A 20172-nucleotide genomic window follows, 5' to 3' on the forward strand; every position below is an offset into this window, starting at 1 on the left:
TTCTAACAACTACAAATAGTTCAAGGCGTACCGAATAACTTCTCCCGATATTCTATGTACTGCTTGTATCTTTTGACATAAAAATTAAGTAAAATAAGTCATTCTCCAAAATATTAGCCACTTAGCCCTCTACAAACAGGGTTAACTTACATATAAGAATAATAGGATTGTTTATTTGCTCGTATTAAATGATTGGAGGATATCAAATGAAAATACTATTCGTTTTTTATGTACCTAGTGGAGGGGTTGAAACGTTAAACAGGCAAAGATCCATCGCCCTAAAACAAGCGGGGATCCGGTGTGATTTTTTATATTACAGTAAACGGAGAGATTTATTGAATCATGAGAAATCAAATGTGTTCATTACGAATGATGATCAGGAGATCAAGAACATTTTGCAAAAGGGAAAGTATGATGCCATGGTGATCACTTCTGATTATGCGGCGATGGAAAGGTTCAGAAACCTAGGATTTAAAGGGAAAATCATTCTTGAGATTCAAGGGTTTGGACCTCAGAATGTAGCTCGGGCACAATTACAAAATGCAATTCCGTATGTACAGAAGTATTGTCATGCACTCCTGTATCCCAAGACTCCCCATATAGGGGTGATTTTCAGAGAGTTCTTCAAATCCACTCCTATTTTTGAGTTTAATAATTGCTTTGATCATAAAGCCTTCACCTACCAAAAGCATCCTAAAAAAGATAGACCTATTGTTGCCTGGATTGGTAGATTAGAGGACAACAAAAATTGGCGTGAATTTTTACACATTGGTCATCAATTAATTAAAACGAATGAAATGATTGATTTATACATGTTTGAGGACCCAAGCTTGTCCACCCCAAAGGAGCGAAACGATTTTATCCAATTGAAAAACAGATTGAACCTAGATAAATATGTACATGTGTTACAAAATGTACCGAATAATCAAATGCCTGGTTACTTTTCGAGAATCGGCGATTCCGGAGGGTTTCTTTGCTCAACCTCAAAAGTGGAGGGGGCTCCCTATTCTTTGTTAGAAGCTATGAGTTGCAGGTGCCCCGTTCTTACAACAGACTCAGATGGAGTGAGGAGTTCGATCTTGCATAACCAATCTGGTAAGTATTATCAAATCGGAAACATTCAGCATGCCGTTCAACAAGCCGAAGAACTCATGCACAATTCCAAACTCCGTAATTACATCATCGAAAATGCTCTGCTTCACTTAAAATCTCAGTTCAGTCATGCACAGTACTGTAAACATTTTACACAAATGCTAAAGTCCATAGGTTTATAGATTCCTTTTGATTTAAGGGCTCATGTTCAATCAAAACTTCGTCCACAAGCATATGCTATTAAAAATAGCAAAAGGTGAGATGTCATTTGAAAGCACTCGTTACTGGCGGGGCAGGGTTTATAGGCTCCCATTTAGTGGATACACTTATTTCTAAAGGCTATAGTGTTCATATTATCGATAATTTAAGCAGCGGTAAGAAGGAATATATAAATCCTTTAGCCTCTTTTCATAAGTTGGATATTTCTACTCCTGCGGCACAAAAAGTCATCCTTAAGGAAAAACCCGATTATATTTTTCACATGGCTGCCCAGGCTGATGTGTCCCGATCCACCTCTTCCCCACTCGATGATATGCACACAAATGTTGCAGGAACCATTAATTTATTGGATGCGTGCAGGCATTATCCTGTGAAGAATTTCGTCTTTTCGTCTACCTCAGCCGTCTATGGGAATGTCTCCAGTGAAATGATTGACGAATCACACAAGACTTCCCCCATATCGTTCTATGGTTTATCAAAGCTTACCGCTGAAAACTATATAAAACTATTTCACGATACCTTCCAGATTCCATTCACCATCCTTCGGTATGGAAACGTCTATGGACCCAGGCAAACGTCTAAAGGAGAAGGAGGGGTCATTGCTGTATTTCTGGAGAAACTTAAGAAGCATGAACAATTAAAAATCAATGGGGACGGGCTGCAAACAAGGGACTATGTTTTTGTACAAGATGTGGTGGAAGCAAATATTGCTGCAGCCGACAATGGTAAGCAGATGATGATGCAAATAAGTACCGGGGAAAGAACATCGATTCTCCAATTAATCGATTTATTGAAGAATTATCATAATAATGAAATTCACACCTTCCATACAGTAGATCGACAGGGAGATATTAAGCATAGTTGTTTAGATAACACTCTTGCAAAACGTATTTTATCCTGGAAACCTCACTATTCCATTCAAGATGGAATAAGGGAGACCTATTTGTCCTACTCCTTCTAAATACCTCGAACATTAAAAAATCATCAATCAATTAACAAACCCAATTGATTGATGATTTTTTGTTAGATATAGTTAGTTCTTTTTGCGGGCCACCTTAAAGAAATTCTGATATTTCCTTTGGATATACTGTGATTCTTTCACCATTCCCACCCCGTGTTTGGCAGAACCCATTCTGGAATGGACCCGATATAACACAAGCACTTCATCCAAATAATGCATCTTAGTATAAAGGCTCAAGCGGCACCACATCTCGTAGTCCTGTGTGTATTTCAGTCTCTCATCAAACCACCCTGCCTGCTTTATTAAATCGACTTCCGCCATTACAGTGCATCCATTCACAGGACATGCTTTTAATAGGAGTCTCTGAAATGCATCTCTATTCATTCTCCTGGAGTGAATCTCGTTCACCACTTTATTATTTATATCAATAGTTTTAAATGCTGTATAAGATACTTTAGAGCTAATTGACTTCATATACGCTAGTTGCCTCGCGATTTTGCTTTCTAGAAACATATCATCTGAGCTCAACCATGCAAAATATTTCCCTGTTGCTTGCCTTAAGCCCGCATTTAAAGCGGAGGCCGTTCCACCATTTGACTTCCTTATATACTTTATCCGGTTTTTGAACGGTTGGATTTTTTCAACATATTGAGTTGAACCATCATCCACAACGATGACTTCAATATCTTTATAGGTCTGACAAAGAGCGCTATGAATGGCTTGGTCAATATATGCGCAATTGTAAAATGGAATAATAATAGATACCTTCACTTAGTTCCCCTCTTTCATCAAAGTAAGTGATAATACCAATCTATGTAAATGACAGAAGAGTGCTTGTATCATCACCCAGTCCATAGAAAAAGAGTGCATTCAGCACTCTTTCATTCAATCACAATGTCGATATGTTTAACCTTCCCATTATTGATCTTGTAACATCTTATTTCTTCTTTCCCTCCTCCGACAGCGGCTATAAAATAATAAACCTCCGGAAATTGTGAGAAAGTAACATCGTCCTTTGAAGGGACAGGACTTCCATACGGATGGGAATGATATATCCCCATAAAAACTTCCCTTTTATGAAGCATTTCACCCATGACGTGATCTTGTTCATCGGGATCAATGGCAAAAGAATATGGTGTAGGTTCTGTATTTCTCATTGGCCAAATTGTCTGACAAAGATTAATGGATCCCGAAATTAACCCGCAAGCTTCATTCGGAAGCCCCTTTTTAACCTCAATCATGATCCTTTTGTATACGCGCTTGGGCATTCTTACGATTTCTTTAGGCGTTGCACCCGCATCCCTTAAATTTAAATTTCGTCCTCTTAACTTCCATTTTGATTCGATCCTCTTTCTTAATTCCAATGGGTACTCTCTTTCTCCGCTTATAAATATTGTTGAGATCTTTGGATTGCATTTTTATCCCCCCTTTCAATTCACCTTATATACTTGTTGGGATTAAACATGGTACGTTTTGATTCAGATGCCATAGGGATATTGCCATATTCATCGAATTGAGGATTAACATGAGGAACTTGCTTTTTCTGCTGCTTCATATTTTTGTAAATTTCGTTTTTCTTATTGGAGTGAGATTGAAGATCTTTCTTTAGCTTATCCAACTCCTTTTCCATTTCAACTTCACGATTACTTTTTTCCTTTTGCTTACCTGTATATTTTTCATTCAATAAACTTACTTCTTTTTCAAGGTCTTTTTCTCTTTGTTTATAATCTTCCAATTGATTCTTTAATGAATGAAGTTCATCCTCATAATATTCTTCGATTTTCTTTAACTCATCGTTCAATACACCTATTTTCTGTAAATAACTCTTGGTTGTTTCCTCGCTTTCATTGCTCCTTATCAACGTCTCCTTGACTTCATTGAATTTCATTGAATACGATACCAATTGCTCTTCAATCAGATTAAGTTTCTTCAGTATTTCCGGATGATTGTTTTCCTCTTCTTTACCCCATAAAAATTTCCACACTATTGTATACCACCTTTCTTTAATTGGACGCATGTATTGTTTTCGGTGCATTCGTAACCAATCAATCAGAGTAATGAAAGCGTTATTATATACTTCAACTTCTAAGGATTTTTTTTTCTCTGACAGAAAATACTCATTCGTTTCAATTAATAAAGAGATCGCTCCATTTTTAATTTTCTCGAGTGGCGATTTCATGTGACTCTGAGCACTTTCGTAAAATACTTTAACTTCCGGGATTGGTGTAGGTGCAAGATGAACATCCTTTGAGTTACCATGGATGCTCTCTTCCTGATATGCTACCCGAACGTTTTTGTCATTGGTCAACTCAGGTTCAGGGGAAAGGGATTCCTTCATTAATTCCTGTTGCAGTTGAAGATCAAATTCATTTTTCATTTCAATATTTTGAAGCAGAAATTCAATTTGCTCTGTCAACAGTAGGATTGTATGATGATTTTCCGCAATTTCTGATTGATAGACCAGATGTTTGGATCTTTCTTTGGACAATTCTTCTGACACATTTTTTATTCGTCTCGAATAATGATTATAGAGAGATTCAAGTTCTTCAGATATCATATGAATATCATTCATCAACTCCGGGTAGTCTGTGCCATGGTTAAGCTTATACTCCTCCTCGGTCACCTTTTTCACCTCCAATAATTCTTTGTATTATCTTATGTATGGTTTGTTTACATGTTAAAAAAAAGGAGAGAGTTCTCTCTCTCCCTCATTTAATTAGTCATCTAAGTCTCCAAGTAAGTCTGCGAATGTTTCGCACTCACCAAACTCAACCAACGCATCTACTACTCCACTATCGAAGATTACAACATTAGCTGTATTTCTTAAGATTAAGCGGAAGCCTTCTGTAGGTGCATCAAAAATTTGAAGTTCATAGAATAATTGTTCAGGTGCACCGTCAAAGTAACGAATTCCTTCTCCAACTGCAGTAAGAGCATCGTCACCACAGGTTACTCTATCGATAGATGATGGATCGAACGTAAAGGTGAAGTCAGGTTGGAATCCTGTTGCAGTCGGTGCTGGAGTAGGACCTACTTCTGTATCAGTGAAAGAGTAAGACCATGTGCTGTCTGCAAGTGAGCATTCTTGACAAATTTCAGCTCTTAAAGTTGATAGACCCGTTACTATATCAGCTGTTGCACCAGTTCCGAATGTTGCTTCAGTATCTTCATTTCTTGCAAGAGCTGTCGCCTGGCATTCACAGTTATCAACCGGGAATAATCCTGGACATTGACGAGGGAACTCTAATAGGCTTAAATCACAACGAAGTTTTTCTTCAGGTACTTTGATATTGTTAGGACGCGGGAAACAGAACTTAGCCAGGACTTCTAGTTTGACTGGAAATTCTACTTGGACGTCTTTACATAGGACAACTTTTAAAGGAATCATAGGCCCGAATGGATCAGGTCCCATTAATACTCCTCCTGAGCTGGCAATGACTTGAGTCGCTCTGATATTTAAATTTTCATTGGTGATACCAGTAGGCACACAAAGCATAATCTCATCGGTAAATTGTGTACGCACAGTAAATGAACACTCTGCTACACCATCGATAAGAATTGTTACTTCAACAGGTACTGTCCAAACAATCAAGACTCTACCAGGATTACCATTTTCTAGAATGGTACCAGTGACACTTACATCAGATGGGTCAACAGGAGCTGTTTGCACCTCTACTCTTTGACCTGCCGCAAGAGCCGCGCTGACTGCTGCACGACAAGCTTCATCAGGGATGAAATTCTTGTTCTCATACTTATTCGCAAAGAACACCCAGTCATATACTTTGTCTACACGAATACATTCTGGTGCTAAATCATTCGGATCCAGTGGAATCGGAGACGGAGATGGTGTAGGAGTCTGGGAACCCCTAATTTGTTTACGCTTCTTCAAAAAAATCCTTCCTTCCTTTAAATGAATATTTATATCACACTATATCCTATGGACGATACAGAATTTGGTATAGAGTAAATACCTATTTATTCAAAAAAAATTAATAGGCTTATTAATAGTTTTTCGAATACTATTAAAAAATAGGCTAATTCTATAGACATTTGACTGTACTCCTGTTTATAAAGCGACATATCATATAACATAAGGAAAGGGGGAATGTAGAACCTTTATCAATTTGCTACACTTAATATGTGAAATTTTGAAAATTACAATTAAATGAAATGTTATTATAAAGTGTTTGATCTATGCCTCTAAGTGGTTACGCTACCTCATTAAATGAATATTACGAACGTGAATGATTTTCCTATCATTGCAATGATATTAATTATAAATATTCTAAAGCCATGTAAACGCTGGGAAGTTTACATGGCTTATTTTATGGACAACTAGCGTTCGTCTCGTTCAGTACATATACATAATAGCAAAAGAATGTATGCAGAAAGGAGCAATCATTCATGAAACAACTTTCCTCAATCCAACTTCAACAGCAAATCATCCATTATAAATCTGAATTGGAAAAATACAAACATAAGTGTTCAACCTTGGAAAAGCACTATCTTGCCCGCCAATACAATTTCTTAAAAAAAGAAAATCGACGTTTAGAAAACTCGAATGAAGATTTTCGAATGCAGATTGAAAAAAAAGATGCAGAAAATGAGCAATCATTCTTAAAATACCAATCTGCCCTTAAATCTCAGGAAAAGGAAATAAAAAAGCTTCGATACACCATTAATCAATTAAAGGATCAACTGCGTAAAATAAATCTCCTCTACTCATCCGAAGTAAAAACACTGGTCGAACATAATTATTTAACTAAGACTGCCCTTGAAAAAGAAATCATTTCATCACAAGTGGCACATAGTTATCTAATAAAAGAAAAAGAATTACTAACGACAAATAAACAACAAATGGAAAAACAGTTATATATAAAAGAAATAGAATTACTGGAGATGGAAGAGCTCATCGAGGAACTGAAGATTGAGTGGAATGAAGAGAAACAACATTTACGCAGACTGAATAGCTTTGAAAAACATAAAAACAATAACCTCACGGATCAGAACGAATCCTTAAATAATGAGCTTTACGTAAAAGAAATGGAACTTCTGAAGTTTAAGGAGCTAATTGAAGAATTGAAAATTGAGGGGACATTACAGAAACAACATTTGCTCTTACTGAATAGCTTTGAGGAACATAAAAACTATAATCTCTTGAATCAGAACGAATCCTTAAAGGCTCAACTTTACTTAAGAGAAATAGAATTGTATGAAGTCCAACAAACTTTTTCAGAATTCACATTCCATTACGAGGACTTACTTACTACCAAAGCGAATCAGCTTGAACAGGCATCCAAAATGCAAATCGAAAAATCAGCCTATATCAAAAAGATAGAAACATCACTAAAAAAAATGTTGGACGAAAAAGAGTCCTATACCAATACCCTTCATGCACTAAGTAAGAACATTAAACGTATGAAGGAAGACGTATTTAGTTTCCAAGAGGATGAGTCAGTTGCAATGAAAAATAAAATGAAAAGCTATGAAAACACAATTCAGCACCTGCAATTCACAAATGCTCACTTAAATGAAGAAATCAATAAATTAAAAAACCGGGCATCTAAGTAAGGAGCCCGGTTTCTTCTATTACATAAATTCTTTGACTAATTCATCAAATTTATTTTCATCTAACCTTAAATCATGTGTGCTCAATGGCTCTTCAGAATACCCGGTCACAAGATCTTGGTATGAAGGCTGTTCTTTGTTTTGATAGATCAATCCAGTCACCATTCCATCCTTCTTCATAAGCGTATTCATTGCTTGTTCACGATTGGATGGATCATACCCTTCAACATCTGAGAGCTTAGTCAGGTTCTCTTTAAACCAGTCATACGTATTAATCTTGTTATATGTGACGCAAGGACTAAATACGTTGATTAATGAGAAGCCTTTATGATTAAGTCCTGCTTCAATTATAGCCGTCAGCTCTTTCAAGTCCGAAGAGAAACTTTGGGCAACGAAGGTTGCTCCTGCTGTTAGTGCCATTTCCATCGGTGCCAGTGCTGGCTCTATGCTTCCTTGAGGTGTTGACTTTGTCTTAAAACCAGATGATGAACGCGGAGAGGTTTGGCCTTTTGTCAGCCCATAAATCTGGTTATCCATAACGATGTATGTGACATCTACATTACGACGGATCGCATGGATCGTATGGCCAAGGCCGATGGCAAACCCATCTCCGTCCCCACCTGAAGCGATAACAGTTAAATCCTTATTAGCCATTTTTAAACCTTGTGCGATAGGCAGGGAACGTCCGTGAATGCCATGAAACCCGTACGAGTTAATGTAACCTGATATACGTCCGGAACAACCGATTCCGGATACGACAGCCAATTGTTCAGGATCTAGCCCCACATTTGCCGATGCCCGTTGAATCGCGGCTTGTACAGAGAAGTCACCACACCCAGGACACCAATTGGGTTTAACATTATTTCTAAAATCTTTAAAGGTAGCCATGGATCAGATCAACTCCTTACATCTTGAATGAATTTCATTTGGTAAGTATGGTGTGCCATCATACTTTGTCATTTTCGTGATTTTACTCCCATACCCTACATTCATTTTAATGATATTGGCTAATTGTCCTGTAGCATTATTTTCAATCACGACCACTTTCTTCACTGATTGCATCAGTGGCTCCAGTACATCTGCCGGAAACGGATGGATTAAGCGGACATGAGCATGATTCACTTTCACTCCATCTGCTTCAAGTCTCTCCATTGCTTCTTCAATTACTCCACGTGTCGAGTTGAAACCAACTAATAATAAATCGGCTTCTTCATGTGGTGCATGAGTGTGGATTGGACTATTAAAGCGGATGCTTTCCACCTTGCGCATACGTTTATCCATCTGTGCCTGTCTGTTTACTGGAGATTCAGAAGGCTTCCCTGTTTCATCATGTTCGACTCCTGTTACATGGTGAATACCGTTTTTCATTCCAGGAATGACACGTGGTGATACACCATCTTCAGTCACTTCAAAACGTTTAAAGTATTTCTTCGCTTCTAATTCATTTAACTCTGATTCATTGCCAACAAGCTTTCCTCTACGAATTTCCACTTTGCTGTAATCAAGAGGTTCAACCGTTTGTTTCCCTAATGATAGCTGAAGATCAGAAAGAATGATGACTGGACATTGGTACTCCTCGGCTAAATTAAACGCCTCTACTGTATCATAAAACGCTTCCTGTACAGTACTTGGAGCCAGGACGATCTTAGGAATCTCTCCGTGCGTACCATAAATCATGGCCATTAAATCGGACTGCTCCTGTTTCGTTGGAAGTCCCGTGGATGGACCTCCACGTTGAGTATCCACCACTACTAAAGGCTGCTCTGTCATACCGGATAAGCCGATTGCTTCCATCATAAGTGAAAGACCAGGTCCTGCCGATGCAGTGAATGAACGGATTCCCCCGTAGTTCGCCCCGATTGCCATCGTTGCGGCTGCAATCTCATCCTCTGTCTGGATAACCGTTCCACCGACCATCGGGAGCTTCTTAATAAGGTATTCCATGATTTCAGACGCAGGAGTGATTGGATATGCTGCCATCAGACGAACCCCACCAGCAAGAGCACCAAGCGCAATCGCATCGTTCCCGATCATGAACATGCGCTTATTTCCATCGGCTTCCTTCAGTTGTAATGAACCGACCTTGCTTCCAAGCTCATCTTTCATCGTTTGAAATCCTTGCTTGATGGCTTCCATGTTTTTCTCTACTACGGTCTCACCTTTACGGCCGAAGATTTCTTCCACTACCTCCTTGAAAACGTCTGGATCCAGGTTGAGAACGGCACAGGTCGCACCTACCGCTACCATATTCTTCATTAACGACGTCCCTAGTTCTGTAGCCAATTGAGTGAAAGGGATGATATAGAGAGAAGCATCCGTATCTTCAGGCTTTTCAGGCTTGAACTTCGCATCTGCTATAATCACACCATTGCTATGTAATTCTTTATAATTCACATCAATCGTTTCCTGGTCAAATGCAACTAAAATATCTAAGTCATCAGCAATCGCACGCACTTGTGTTGTGCTTACCCGAATCTTGTTATTTGTATGTCCTCCCTTAATACGAGAGGAGAAATGGCGGTAACCATATAAGAAATACCCAAGGCGATTGAGGGCCATAGAAAAGATTTCACCCGTACTCTCTATCCCTTCACCTTGCTGGCCACCAACTTTCCATGAAAGTTGTTCCTTCATTTATTACACCCCTTCTATCAATTTTTGCAACATCTATTAGAGAAGCGTATTCTCTTCTTTTTGTTCAAACAATCTATCACTACAAAGTATTGTTGCAACTTTTTTCTTTGTATTCACTCTATCAGTTTATCACTTTTCTATTTAAATCACTACTGTATTAAAGAGATTATGAATGTAAACTCTTTAATACAGGGACAAAAAACCATTAAAGGTATTTCTTTAATGGCCGGTTTAGTAATCAATCTGGTAATCTTCCAACAAAGTTTTCGAACAAGAATTTTTTCACCTGTTTCTCGCTATAGTATCGTTGAAGTGTGTTGATTAAGTTATTATATTGATCGAATGATGATAGCCCCTGTACCGTTTCCGATATCCCATCGAAATCTGATCCAAAGCCAATATGATCCTCTCCACCCAAACTGCAAACATGTTCGATGTGCCTGATGACATCTGAAATCACCGCTGTACCTTTTTTGTTTAGAAATGGCGGTACAAACGTGATCCCCATGACACTGTCCTTTTTGATTAACGCTTCAATTTGTTCGTTTTTCAAATTCCGGGGATTTGGACAAATGGAGTATGCATTCGAGTGAGAAGCAATGGGATATTCAGCAATCTCGATTGTATCCCAAAATGCTTTCTCACATAAATGGGAAACATCTGTCCACAGCCTGTTCCCGTTTAAGAATGAAACGACCTCACGGCCAAAATTGGTTAATCCTCCACCCCTTGGCTCCAGTGCTCCATCTGCTGCAGCATTGGCCCAATTCCACGTTAATCCTGCAGAACGGACCCCAAGCCGATAAAGAATTTCAAGCTTGGTGAGATCCTCTTCTATCGCTTCAATGCCCTCAAGTGTAAGCATTGCCCCGATTTCATCATGCGCTAATTTTTCAATATCTTTTTTCGAAGTGACAAATTTAAGCTTAGGATTGGGTTTCAGGATTTGATTATGAAATAAGTTCACCATTTCCAGGGCAGCTTGAAATCGTTGACCCGGCTTCAAATTGGATGGGATATAAATAGCAAATAATTGTATCTTACTTCTGCTTTCCACCAGTTGTGGATAGGTAATATGTAAAGTGTGCTTAGATTGAAATGCTTTCTTCCCCGGTTCTAAGTATAACTTCATCAATACATCACAGTGTGCATCAAATAACATGTTTTTTCATCCTTTCAAGTGCCTGACTTCCCTATTCATAATACTATGGAATAATAGAAAGGCTGTCCACTAAAGAATCCCCTCTTTAATGAACAGCCGCCTATGGTTTATTATCTTGGTTCCACTATTAACTTTATCGCCGTACGCTCTTCCCCATCGATCAGAATATCTGTAAATGCCGGGATACATATCAAATCTAAACCACTAGGAGCAACAAAGCCTCTGGCAATCGCAACTGCTTTAACGGCTTGATTTAAAGCCCCTGCACCAATAGCTTGAATCTCAGCTCCTCCTCTTTCACGAAGAACACCGGCGAGTGCACCAGCTACAGAATTAGGATTAGATTTTGCTGAAACTTTTAATATTTCCATTCCTTTTCCTCCTTGTCATTTCCCCCATACCGTATGTCCGTGGTAAAGAACAAACTTGGTATAAATGATTCCACTGATACTATATTCAGGAAATGGACAAATCATTCCGGTCTCACTGAAAAAAGGAAAGAAAACATTTAATATTCTGCCATAAATGGATGATCTTCGTTAATTAAAATACGATCGATTTTTTTGGCTTTACCCGTTTTTTGATCAACATCTATTAAACAGGCACTCAAAATTTTCCGTCCTGTCTTCGGAACTTCAAAACGAACAGGCAAACTGGTCTGAAATCTCTTCAGAACAGAATCCTTACTCATTCCCAATACCTCATCATATGGGCCTGTCATACCGACATCACACATAAATGCTGTGCCATTGGGCAGGATGCGGTTATCCGCTGTTTGCACATGTGTATGGGTGCCTATTACAGCAGATACCCGTCCATCCAAAAGCCAGCCAATAGCCTGCTTTTCACTTGTTGCTTCTGCATGAAAGTCAACGAAGATAATGGACGTTCTCTTCTTTGCTTCGTGTACAAGTTCATCCAGTGCCTTAAACGGGTCATCAAGGGGAGGCATAAAAGTTCTACCTTGGGCATTGATAACGGCAACCTCTTTTCCATACACTTCAGCAAATACCAGACCGCTCCCAGGGGTTCCTTCCGGGAAATTCGCTGGTCTCACCATTTGTTTCGATGAGTCAATAAAATTGAAAATGTCTTTATTGTCCCAAGTATGATTCCCGAGAGTTACCATATTGGCACCATCTTGCAAAAATTGTTTGTAAATCTTCTCCGTGATCCCTCTGCCTGAAGCAGCATTTTCCCCGTTAACGATGGTGAAATCAGGTGAATGCTTCTTTTTTAACTTCGGCAGGTATTCCGTGATCATTTCCCTGCCCATTGAACCGACAACGTCTCCAACAAATAAAATTTTCATGAAAATTCCCTTCTATATATATGTATTCAGTCTTGTAGTTATTGTATCACAAATAACTTGCCGTCTATTCATCCGGAATGGATCCATCATCATTTCCTCCCGGATCATAAAAACGATAAAAAAAGCTGACCCGAAAAGGGATATCCTTTTCGAGTCAACCTCTTATTTCGCGTATTCGACAGCCCTTGTTTCACGGATGACCGTTACTTTAATATGGCCTGGATAATCGAGCTCATCTTCGATCCGTTTACGGATATCCCTTGCTAATCGGTGAGATTCCAAATCGTCAATGGCTTCTGGTCTAACCATAATACGAACTTCACGTCCAGCCTGGATCGCGAACGATTTCTCAACGCCTTCATATGACTCTGAGATTTCTTCCAACTTCTCTAATCGGCGGATATAGTTTTCCAGCGTCTCACTTCTTGCGCCAGGTCTCGCAGCAGATAAAGCATCAGCTGCAGCAACCAGTACGGCAATGATGGACGTAGGCTCTGTATCTCCGTGGTGAGAGGCAATACTGTTAATGACAACAGGGTGTTCTTTGTACTTCGTTGCCAGTTCAACACCAATTTCTACGTGGCTTCCTTCTACTTCATGGTCGATCGCTTTTCCGATATCATGAAGCAATCCAGCACGTTTAGCGAGTCTTTCATCCTCACCAAGCTCTGCTGCTAGTAACCCCGATAGATACGCCACTTCCATTGAGTGTTTTAAAACGTTTTGACCGTAACTTGTACGATACTTTAAACGTCCCAAGATTTTAATTAAATCCGGGTGAAGACCATGAACGCCAACTTCAAAGGTTGTCTGTTCACCAATTTCACGGATGTATTCATCCACTTCACGTCGGGATTTATCGACCATCTCTTCAATTCGTGCAGGGTGGATACGTCCATCCTGAACTAACTTCTCTAATGCAATTCGAGCCGTTTCTCTACGAATCGGATCAAAACCAGAAAGAATAACTGCTTCAGGAGTATCATCAATAATCAGATCAATTCCTGTTAACGTTTCCAGCGTACGAATGTTACGTCCTTCTCGCCCAATAATTCGACCTTTCATCTCATCATTCGGTAGGTTCACAACACTAACCGTTGTTTCTGCCACATGTTCAGCAGCACAACGTTGTATAGCCAGTGAAAGGACTTCTTTCGCTTTCTTATCTGCATCTTCCTTCGCACGTGTTTCATGCTCTCTGACCATAATGGCGATATCATGGGAGAGCTCATTTTCAACGCGGTCAAGAATGATTCCTTTCGCTTCATCACGAGTTAAGCTCGAGATACGTTCTAGCTCTGTTTGCTGTGATCGTACCATCTCGTCCACTTTGCTTTCCATCTCTTCAATATGTTGTTGTCTCTCGTTAAGGGTCCCCTCTTTTCTTTCAAGTAAGGCTTCACGCTTATCAAGCGTTTCATCTTTTCGATCGAGGTTTTCCTCTTTTTGCATTAAACGATTTTCTTGTTTCTGCAATTCATTTCTTCGTTCACGAAGTTCATTTTCCATTTCTGTGCGAAGTCTATGATTTTCGTCCTTTGCTTCTAATAGTGCTTCTTTCTTCAGAGCATCTGCCTCGCGCTTAGCATCTTCTAAAATATGCTCTGCTGAACCTTTTGCACCAGCAATCTTTGCTTCAGCAATGGACTTACGAATTAGGTATCCAACAACTACACCGACGATAAGGCCAAGCAAAATGGAGATGATTGTTATAGGTTGCATTATTTCACCTCCTCTTGCTATGAACTGTCATCATGTCTTTTACATGTCGGCTTGTACATTGCTCAAGTAGAACAAAATATACAGCGCTAGGCTTTCAAATATTCATTCGAAAAATTTGTAAAATATACATGTTAATTTTAAATCTCTGAAAATTTATTGTCAAGGGGTTGAGCCCTCCATCACTAGATTTCTCAAGGGATTTTTTCCAATCGACATAAATTGACACTGTCACTCTGGGGTTATGGATGATTTTTTGACCCCATCCATCTATTTGAAGATTTTTGTTGAATATAGAAGTTATCATCAGAAAACGATCATTCACATGCTCTTCACAACTATAAGCGATTAGCTTTAGAAAAAAACAGTATTACTATTTTCTACCAATCAATAGCTTATCATACATAATAAAGAGAAGCACACCGAAAATGGCTGCTTCTCATATTTGTGGTTAGTCTTCTAAAAGGCTTAATTCACTTTGATCATCGGTTTCAGCTCGACCTGTATCCAATCCGTAATGATCACGGATTTTCAGCATGATTTCGCTGCGAATTTCTGGATTTTCTTTAAGGAAAATCTTCGCGTTCTCGCGACCTTGACCTAAGCGCTCTTCGTTATAAGAATACCAGGCACCGCTCTTCTGAACAATATCAAGTTCAGATCCAAGATCGACGATTTCACCTTCTTTAGAAATCCCCTCACCATACATGATATCTACTTCCGCTACACGGAAAGGAGGAGCTACTTTATTCTTTACGACTTTAATCTTCGTTTTGTTCCCCACCATTTCATTTCCTTGCTTAAGTGTTTCAGCACGACGGACTTCTAAACGTACAGAAGAATAGAATTTCAGTGCGCGTCCACCAGGAGTCGTCTCAGGATTTCCAAACATGACTCCAACCTTTTCACGAATTTGGTTAATGAAAATCGCGATGGTCTTCGATTTGTTGATGGCACCTGAAAGTTTACGAAGAGCCTGTGACATTAAGCGGGCTTGAAGACCTACGTGAGCATCTCCCATCTCTCCCTCGATTTCCGCTTTCGGTACAAGTGCTGCAACAGAGTCGATAACGATGGCGTCCACTGCCCCACTACGTACTAACGCTTCAGCAATTTCCAGTGCCTGCTCACCTGTGTCCGGTTGAGAAAGCAATAATTCATCTATGTTTACCCCAAGCTTTTGCGCGTATTCAGGATCAAGTGCGTGCTCTGCATCAATGAATGCCGCCTGACCGCCTTGAGCCTGGACTTCTGCAATGGCATGAAGTGCTACTGTTGTTTTACCGGATGATTCCGGACCATATACCTCAATGATTCTTCCACGTGGATATCCGCCTATTCCAAGAGCAGCGTCCAGTGCAAGTGAACCACTTGGACATGTTACTACGTTTCTATCCGTTTTCTCCCCAAGCTTCATGATTGAGCCTTTACCAAACTGCTTTTCTATTTGTTTTAACGCCATATCTAAGGCTGCTTTACGATCGCTCACAAATCTTCCTCCTTTGAATATAGAACTTGAAATTGACAACTTATAAGCTTGTCTCAAATCCAACCTATCTATACTATAAACGTTTTTATAATAGAAAACAAGAAAAAAATCGAACATTCATTCGGTTTTTTTCTATGAGTCATTTGGATTGAATTTAGAGGAGTTTCACACAAAAAAACTGTCTTCCATCTCAGAAGACAGCCTAACTACAATTACTTACTCAATTCTTTAATCAAATAATACCAACCATACTTTGCCGTTCTCATTCGGTTAGCATTTCGTCCGCCACCAAGATTCAATAAAAACGTTTTAGTTGGTTGATCTTTCATGGACAACCCAATCCAAACGGTTCCTGCAGGTTGCCCTCCGTGTGATCCGGGACCTGCCACACCTGTAAAGCTGATCCCGATATCGGAGGATAAAAGTTCTCTTACGTTTTCTGCAAGCTCTTGTGCACACTCTTCGCTTACTGAGGTATGCTGTTTAAGCGTACTCTCTTTCACGGAGAGTACCTGCTTCTTGACCTCATCCTGGTAACAAATTACCCCACCATTCAGGATGGAGGATGTACCTGGTAATGACGCTAATTGAGCTTGAAAGAGGCCCCCGGTTAAACTCTCTGCACAGGATAGTGTGAAACCTTTCTCTTTTAATAATTTGAATCCCACCTCAACGAGAGAATCCCGATCGTAACCGTAGAAGTATTCTCCTACAATATTCATAATCTCAATTTCTAACTCATCCAAAAGTGTGATGGCGACATCTTTCGATTCGTGTTTGGCAGTCAGCCTCAGTGTAACTTCTCCGTCACCCGCCAGTGGAGCAATGGTTGGATTGGTTTGTTGATCAATCAGATATTCTAATTCTGTTTCCAACTGAGCTTCCCCAATGCCGAAAAAGCGCAGGACCCGGGAATGGATGATTTCTTTCTTCTTTAATAAAGTAAGGATCGCCTGTTTGCCGTAAGTACTGAACATCGGTTTCATTTCAGATGGAGGCCCGGGTAAAAGCATGTATGCTTTACCACCTTTTTTCAATAGCATGCCGGGAGCCATACCGTATTCATTCTTCAATACCTGAGATCCAGCTAAAATGTGCGCCTGTTTTTCATTATTGGGGGTCATCTCCCGATTGACTTTTTTAAAATAACTTTTTATTGATCCCAACGCATCTTCGTCCATGGTCAAAGTGGTACCTAATGACTGCGCAATGGTTTCTTTCGTCAAATCATCCTTCGTCGGTCCAAGTCCACCGGTGAAAATCAACAATTCTGCTCTCCCTTGACCTACTGAAATCGCATGCTGCAATCGTTCAGGGTTGTCTCCAACACTAGTGTGGTAGTAGACATTCACCCCCATTTCAGCCAGTTGCTCTGAAATGAATTGAGCATTGGAATTGACAATTTGACCTAATAGTAGTTCTGATCCTACCGCTATGATTTCTGCATTCATCCTTATTCCCCCTGTCATTTATGTAAAGAAGGGGATGATTCCAGTAGAATCAATCCCCTTGTTAAAACGTTTTATTTCGAATTTACAAATGCTTTTTTGTTATGTTTGAAATAGTCCCATCCAGACCAAATAGTAAAGAACATAGCCACCCAAAGAGCAATGGTCGCAAATGGCAGATTGATCAGTTCGAAAATGGCGTTATGCAGAAGCAGCGCTGAAATAGCGATGATCTGTGCCCATGTTTTGATCTTGCCCAATTGACCCGCAGCAACCACTTCCCCTTCTCCGGCTAACACAAGGCGAAGGCCTGTTACCGCAAACTCACGGCTGATGATGATAATGACAATCCATGACGGGGCAAGGCCAAGCTCAACAAGAACAATTAAGGCAGCGGATACAAGCAATTTGTCCGCTAATGGATCTAAGAACTTCCCAAGGTTCGTCACGAGGTCAAGCTTTCGTGCATAATAACCGTCTACCCAATCGGTTGTTGCCGCAATGATGAAAATCAAAGCCCCTACAAAGTGCTTGACCGGCATTTCTGCCCCAAGAAACATCATGTTACCCCAGTTTAAAGGTGCAAGCATAATGATTAAAAATAATGGAATTAAAAATATCCTTGAAACTGTAATCTTATTAGGTAAGTTCACCTTTCTACCTCCAATACTTAAAAAACACGTTCTAGCTATAGTATGTAAGAAAAAGGAGTTATTAAAACTCCTTTCATCTCAATTATTGTGTCGCTTTAGGTTCATAGTTAATGATAATATCCTGTCTTACAACATCCGAAGAAGATACCTTGTACTCAAGTTGATTGCCGTTTACGGAAATATTTGTATTTGAAGCGTTACCGATTACAAGATAAGCAAGCTTTTCGGAGGAAAAGTCAAAGTCCTTTTTATTACCCTCTTTTAATAACCCTTCAAACAACAATTCATCCTTCGTGTTATATACACCGACCCAAGTATCACCCGTAGCAGATAACTCCAGCTTGAATTCATCTGCATTTTTTAGTTCATAGGTTGTTTTATAGCCTGAAGTATTAACAGCCTCTAATAATTGTTCTGGTTTTTGTTCTTTTTCTTCCTTAGCATTTTCATCTTCTGAAGATTTACTTTCTCCTGTTTCTTCTTTATCTTTGGTTTCTTCTTCGGGCTCTTCACTTTCAGCCGTTTGGTTTTCATCCACAGCGACTTGCTCCTGATTTTCTGAAGGTTGTGTCTCAGGGGCTTTATCTCCCACTTTCCCCTGCCAGAATACCCATACGGCAATCAAGGCACCAATAACAAACAGGGCTATAAGCAGTTTGGGCACGAAGTCAAATACCTTGGTAGAGCTTTCTGATACAGACTTTCTTGACTGAACCCTGGAAAGGGAAACCGGTATCTCATCTTCATAAGTTGTCGGAATTTCATCCTTATGCTCCTCAAAAATCACTTCAGGAGGAAGACCGACCGCTTCACAATACTGTTTAATAAATGCACGCACATAGAACTTCCCAGGCATCGCGTCATACGAGCCTTCTTCTATCCCAATCAAATAGCGTTTTTGAATTTTTGTTATTCTTTGTAAATCATCGAGGCTATAACCTTTAGCTTCACGGGCTTCCTTTAAACGATTTCCTAATTCCGTCACCACTTAACACCTTCCAATATTAAAAATCAAAACCTCCAAAATCGGAATTTTGAAATAGATTATTTTGTTCTACTAATTCATATGTAATTTCTTCATCAGGATCGTTTCTAAGTTCAATGATATAATCAAAATCTTCAAGTGAATATTCCGAGTTTTGAACGAATACATCAGGATGTTCGATTACTTTCACAGCGGGCAATCTCATGATTTCCCTTACTAGTTGCCAGTGTTTTTCACTTGCACGGCGAGTTGAAACGATACCGTCAATAATAAATAGGTTTTCAGATGAGTACTCGTCTTCAATCAGCTTGCTTCTTATTGTCTGCTTTAATAAAGTAGAAGAGACAAAGAGCCATTTCTTATTTGCACATACACTTGATGCCACGATGGATTCGGTCTTCCCTACCCGGGGCATTCCTCTGATCCCAACAAGCTTATGTCCCTCTTGCTTAAATAGCTCAGCCATAAAGTCTACTAATAAACCCAGCTCATCACGAACAAACCGAAACGTTTTCTTGTCATCGGCATCTCGCTGGATATAACGGCCGTGACGAACGGCAAGGCGATCCCGCAATTTCGGCTCTCGGAGCTTTGTTACATTAATTGTATCCATCGTTTGTAAGATGGACTCGAGCCTCGTTATCTGTTCATCATTGTTTGCAAGAAGAAGCATTCCCCTTCTGCCTTCATCTACTCCATTTATCGTCACTATATTTATAGAAAGCATTCCTAATAACGAGGAAATATCACCTAAGAGGCCTGGACGATTTTTTTGAATTTCATATTCTAAATACCATTCTTTGCGTTCCATTGGTTCCCTCCTGAAAAAACTGTGACATTCCAATTTGATAAAAATCGACATAATTCGGAAAAATTATTTAAACATCTAGGTATTATAATAAATGATTTTCCGGTAATAGAAAAGCAAAA

General features: G+C 39.5%; 18 protein-coding genes. 3 read left to right on the top strand and 15 right to left on the bottom strand.

All coding sequences use genetic code 11. From position 1 onward, the window contains the following. Positions 1-206 precede the first annotated feature (206 nt). Positions 207-1274, top strand: coding sequence for a glycosyltransferase family 4 protein (locus tag AC6CIB_RS05095; protein WP_498278396.1), 1068 nt, complete (start codon positions 207-209; stop codon positions 1272-1274). Positions 1275-1360: 86 nt separating this feature from the next. Next, positions 1361-2272, top strand: a complete 912-nt coding sequence (locus AC6CIB_RS05100; protein ID WP_498278397.1) for an NAD-dependent epimerase/dehydratase family protein — start codon at positions 1361-1363, stop codon at positions 2270-2272. Between the two features lie 72 nt (positions 2273-2344). On the opposite strand, the gene AC6CIB_RS05105 is transcribed toward AC6CIB_RS05100, so the two are convergent. From AC6CIB_RS05105 to AC6CIB_RS05120, 4 genes are all read right to left on the bottom strand, one after another. Further along, a complete protein-coding gene (locus AC6CIB_RS05105; RefSeq protein WP_498278398.1) occupies positions 2345-3043 on the bottom strand; it encodes a glycosyltransferase family 2 protein in 699 nt (232 codons plus the stop codon). A gap of 110 nt (positions 3044-3153) precedes the next feature. After that, complete coding sequence (locus AC6CIB_RS05110) at positions 3154-3636, bottom strand: M67 family metallopeptidase (RefSeq protein ID WP_498278399.1); 483 nt, start codon at positions 3634-3636, stop codon at positions 3154-3156. Between the two features lie 71 nt (positions 3637-3707). Continuing rightward, positions 3708-4895 (bottom strand): hypothetical protein, encoded by a 1188-nt coding sequence (locus tag AC6CIB_RS05115; RefSeq protein ID WP_498278400.1) that lies wholly within the window; start codon positions 4893-4895, stop codon positions 3708-3710. 93 nt (positions 4896-4988) lie between these two features. Then, positions 4989-6161, bottom strand: coding sequence for a BMQ_0737 family morphogenetic spore coat protein (locus AC6CIB_RS05120; protein ID WP_498278401.1), 1173 nt, complete (start codon positions 6159-6161; stop codon positions 4989-4991). Positions 6162-6676: 515 nt separating this feature from the next. On the opposite strand from AC6CIB_RS05120, the gene AC6CIB_RS05125 reads away from it, so the two are divergent. Then, positions 6677-7843 carry a hypothetical protein gene (locus AC6CIB_RS05125; protein ID WP_498278402.1) on the top strand — a complete coding sequence of 389 codons (1167 nt, stop codon included), beginning with the start codon at positions 6677-6679 and terminating at the stop codon, positions 7841-7843. 18 nt (positions 7844-7861) lie between these two features. Here the strand turns inward: AC6CIB_RS05125 and AC6CIB_RS05130 are convergent, their stop codons facing one another. The 11 genes from AC6CIB_RS05130 to AC6CIB_RS05180 all read right to left on the bottom strand — a co-directional run bounded on the left by AC6CIB_RS05130 (position 7862) and on the right by AC6CIB_RS05180 (position 20053). Next, entirely contained in the window at positions 7862-8728 is an 867-nt protein-coding gene (locus AC6CIB_RS05130; RefSeq protein WP_498278403.1) for a 2-oxoacid:ferredoxin oxidoreductase subunit beta, read from the bottom strand. A gap of 3 nt (positions 8729-8731) precedes the next feature. After that, positions 8732-10474, bottom strand: a complete 1743-nt coding sequence (locus AC6CIB_RS05135; RefSeq protein ID WP_498278404.1) for a 2-oxoacid:acceptor oxidoreductase subunit alpha — start codon at positions 10472-10474, stop codon at positions 8732-8734. A 238-nt stretch (positions 10475-10712) separates the two neighbouring features. Beyond that, entirely contained in the window at positions 10713-11636 is a 924-nt protein-coding gene (locus AC6CIB_RS05140; RefSeq protein ID WP_498278405.1) for a dipeptidase, read from the bottom strand. A gap of 110 nt (positions 11637-11746) precedes the next feature. Beyond that, positions 11747-12007: a stage V sporulation protein SpoVS gene (gene spoVS / locus AC6CIB_RS05145; RefSeq protein ID WP_034760060.1), complete on the bottom strand. Its 261-nt coding sequence runs from the start codon at positions 12005-12007 to the stop codon at positions 11747-11749. Between the two features lie 137 nt (positions 12008-12144). Further along, positions 12145-12948, bottom strand: coding sequence for a TIGR00282 family metallophosphoesterase (locus AC6CIB_RS05150; RefSeq protein ID WP_498278406.1), 804 nt, complete (start codon positions 12946-12948; stop codon positions 12145-12147). Between the two features lie 162 nt (positions 12949-13110). Continuing rightward, entirely contained in the window at positions 13111-14670 is a 1560-nt protein-coding gene (rny, locus tag AC6CIB_RS05155) for a ribonuclease Y (protein WP_148969297.1), read from the bottom strand. A gap of 448 nt (positions 14671-15118) precedes the next feature. Next, entirely contained in the window at positions 15119-16156 is a 1038-nt protein-coding gene (gene recA / locus AC6CIB_RS05160) for a recombinase RecA (protein ID WP_498278407.1), read from the bottom strand. Positions 16157-16368: 212 nt separating this feature from the next. Next, positions 16369-17607: a competence/damage-inducible protein A gene (locus AC6CIB_RS05165; RefSeq protein WP_498278408.1), complete on the bottom strand. Its 1239-nt coding sequence runs from the start codon at positions 17605-17607 to the stop codon at positions 16369-16371. Between the two features lie 71 nt (positions 17608-17678). Further along, positions 17679-18257: a CDP-diacylglycerol--glycerol-3-phosphate 3-phosphatidyltransferase gene (gene pgsA, locus AC6CIB_RS05170; RefSeq protein ID WP_498278409.1), complete on the bottom strand. Its 579-nt coding sequence runs from the start codon at positions 18255-18257 to the stop codon at positions 17679-17681. Positions 18258-18339: 82 nt separating this feature from the next. Continuing rightward, on the bottom strand, positions 18340-19242 hold the full coding sequence (locus AC6CIB_RS05175; RefSeq protein WP_498278410.1) for a helix-turn-helix domain-containing protein: 903 nt from the start codon (positions 19240-19242) through the stop codon (positions 18340-18342). Positions 19243-19261: 19 nt separating this feature from the next. Beyond that, positions 19262-20053 (bottom strand): DUF3388 domain-containing protein, encoded by a 792-nt coding sequence (locus tag AC6CIB_RS05180; RefSeq protein WP_113968160.1) that lies wholly within the window; start codon positions 20051-20053, stop codon positions 19262-19264. Positions 20054-20172: the final 119 nt, after the last annotated feature.

This window comes from Rossellomorea sp. GQ25 (genome assembly GCF_059758515.1).

Coding starts and splice junctions, on each gene's coding strand:
- AC6CIB_RS05095 (WP_498278396.1), top strand. CDS start 207: ATGAAAATACTATTCGTTTTTTATGTACCTAGTGGAGGGGTTGAAACG.
- AC6CIB_RS05125 (WP_498278402.1), top strand. CDS start 6,677: ATGAAACAACTTTCCTCAATCCAACTTCAACAGCAAATCATCCATTAT.
- AC6CIB_RS05130 (WP_498278403.1), bottom strand. CDS start 8,728: ATGGCTACCTTTAAAGATTTTAGAAATAATGTTAAACCCAATTGGTGT.
- AC6CIB_RS05135 (WP_498278404.1), bottom strand. CDS start 10,474: ATGAAGGAACAACTTTCATGGAAAGTTGGTGGCCAGCAAGGTGAAGGG.
- AC6CIB_RS05140 (WP_498278405.1), bottom strand. CDS start 11,636: ATGTTATTTGATGCACACTGTGATGTATTGATGAAGTTATACTTAGAA.
- spoVS (WP_034760060.1), bottom strand. CDS start 12,007: ATGGAAATATTAAAAGTTTCAGCAAAATCTAATCCTAATTCTGTAGCT.
- AC6CIB_RS05150 (WP_498278406.1), bottom strand. CDS start 12,948: ATGAAAATTTTATTTGTTGGAGACGTTGTCGGTTCAATGGGCAGGGAA.
- rny (WP_148969297.1), bottom strand. CDS start 14,670: ATGCAACCTATAACAATCATCTCCATTTTGCTTGGCCTTATCGTCGGT.
- AC6CIB_RS05165 (WP_498278408.1), bottom strand. CDS start 17,607: ATGAATGCAGAAATCATAGCGGTAGGATCAGAACTACTATTAGGTCAA.
- AC6CIB_RS05180 (WP_113968160.1), bottom strand. CDS start 20,053: ATGGAACGCAAAGAATGGTATTTAGAATATGAAATTCAAAAAAATCGT.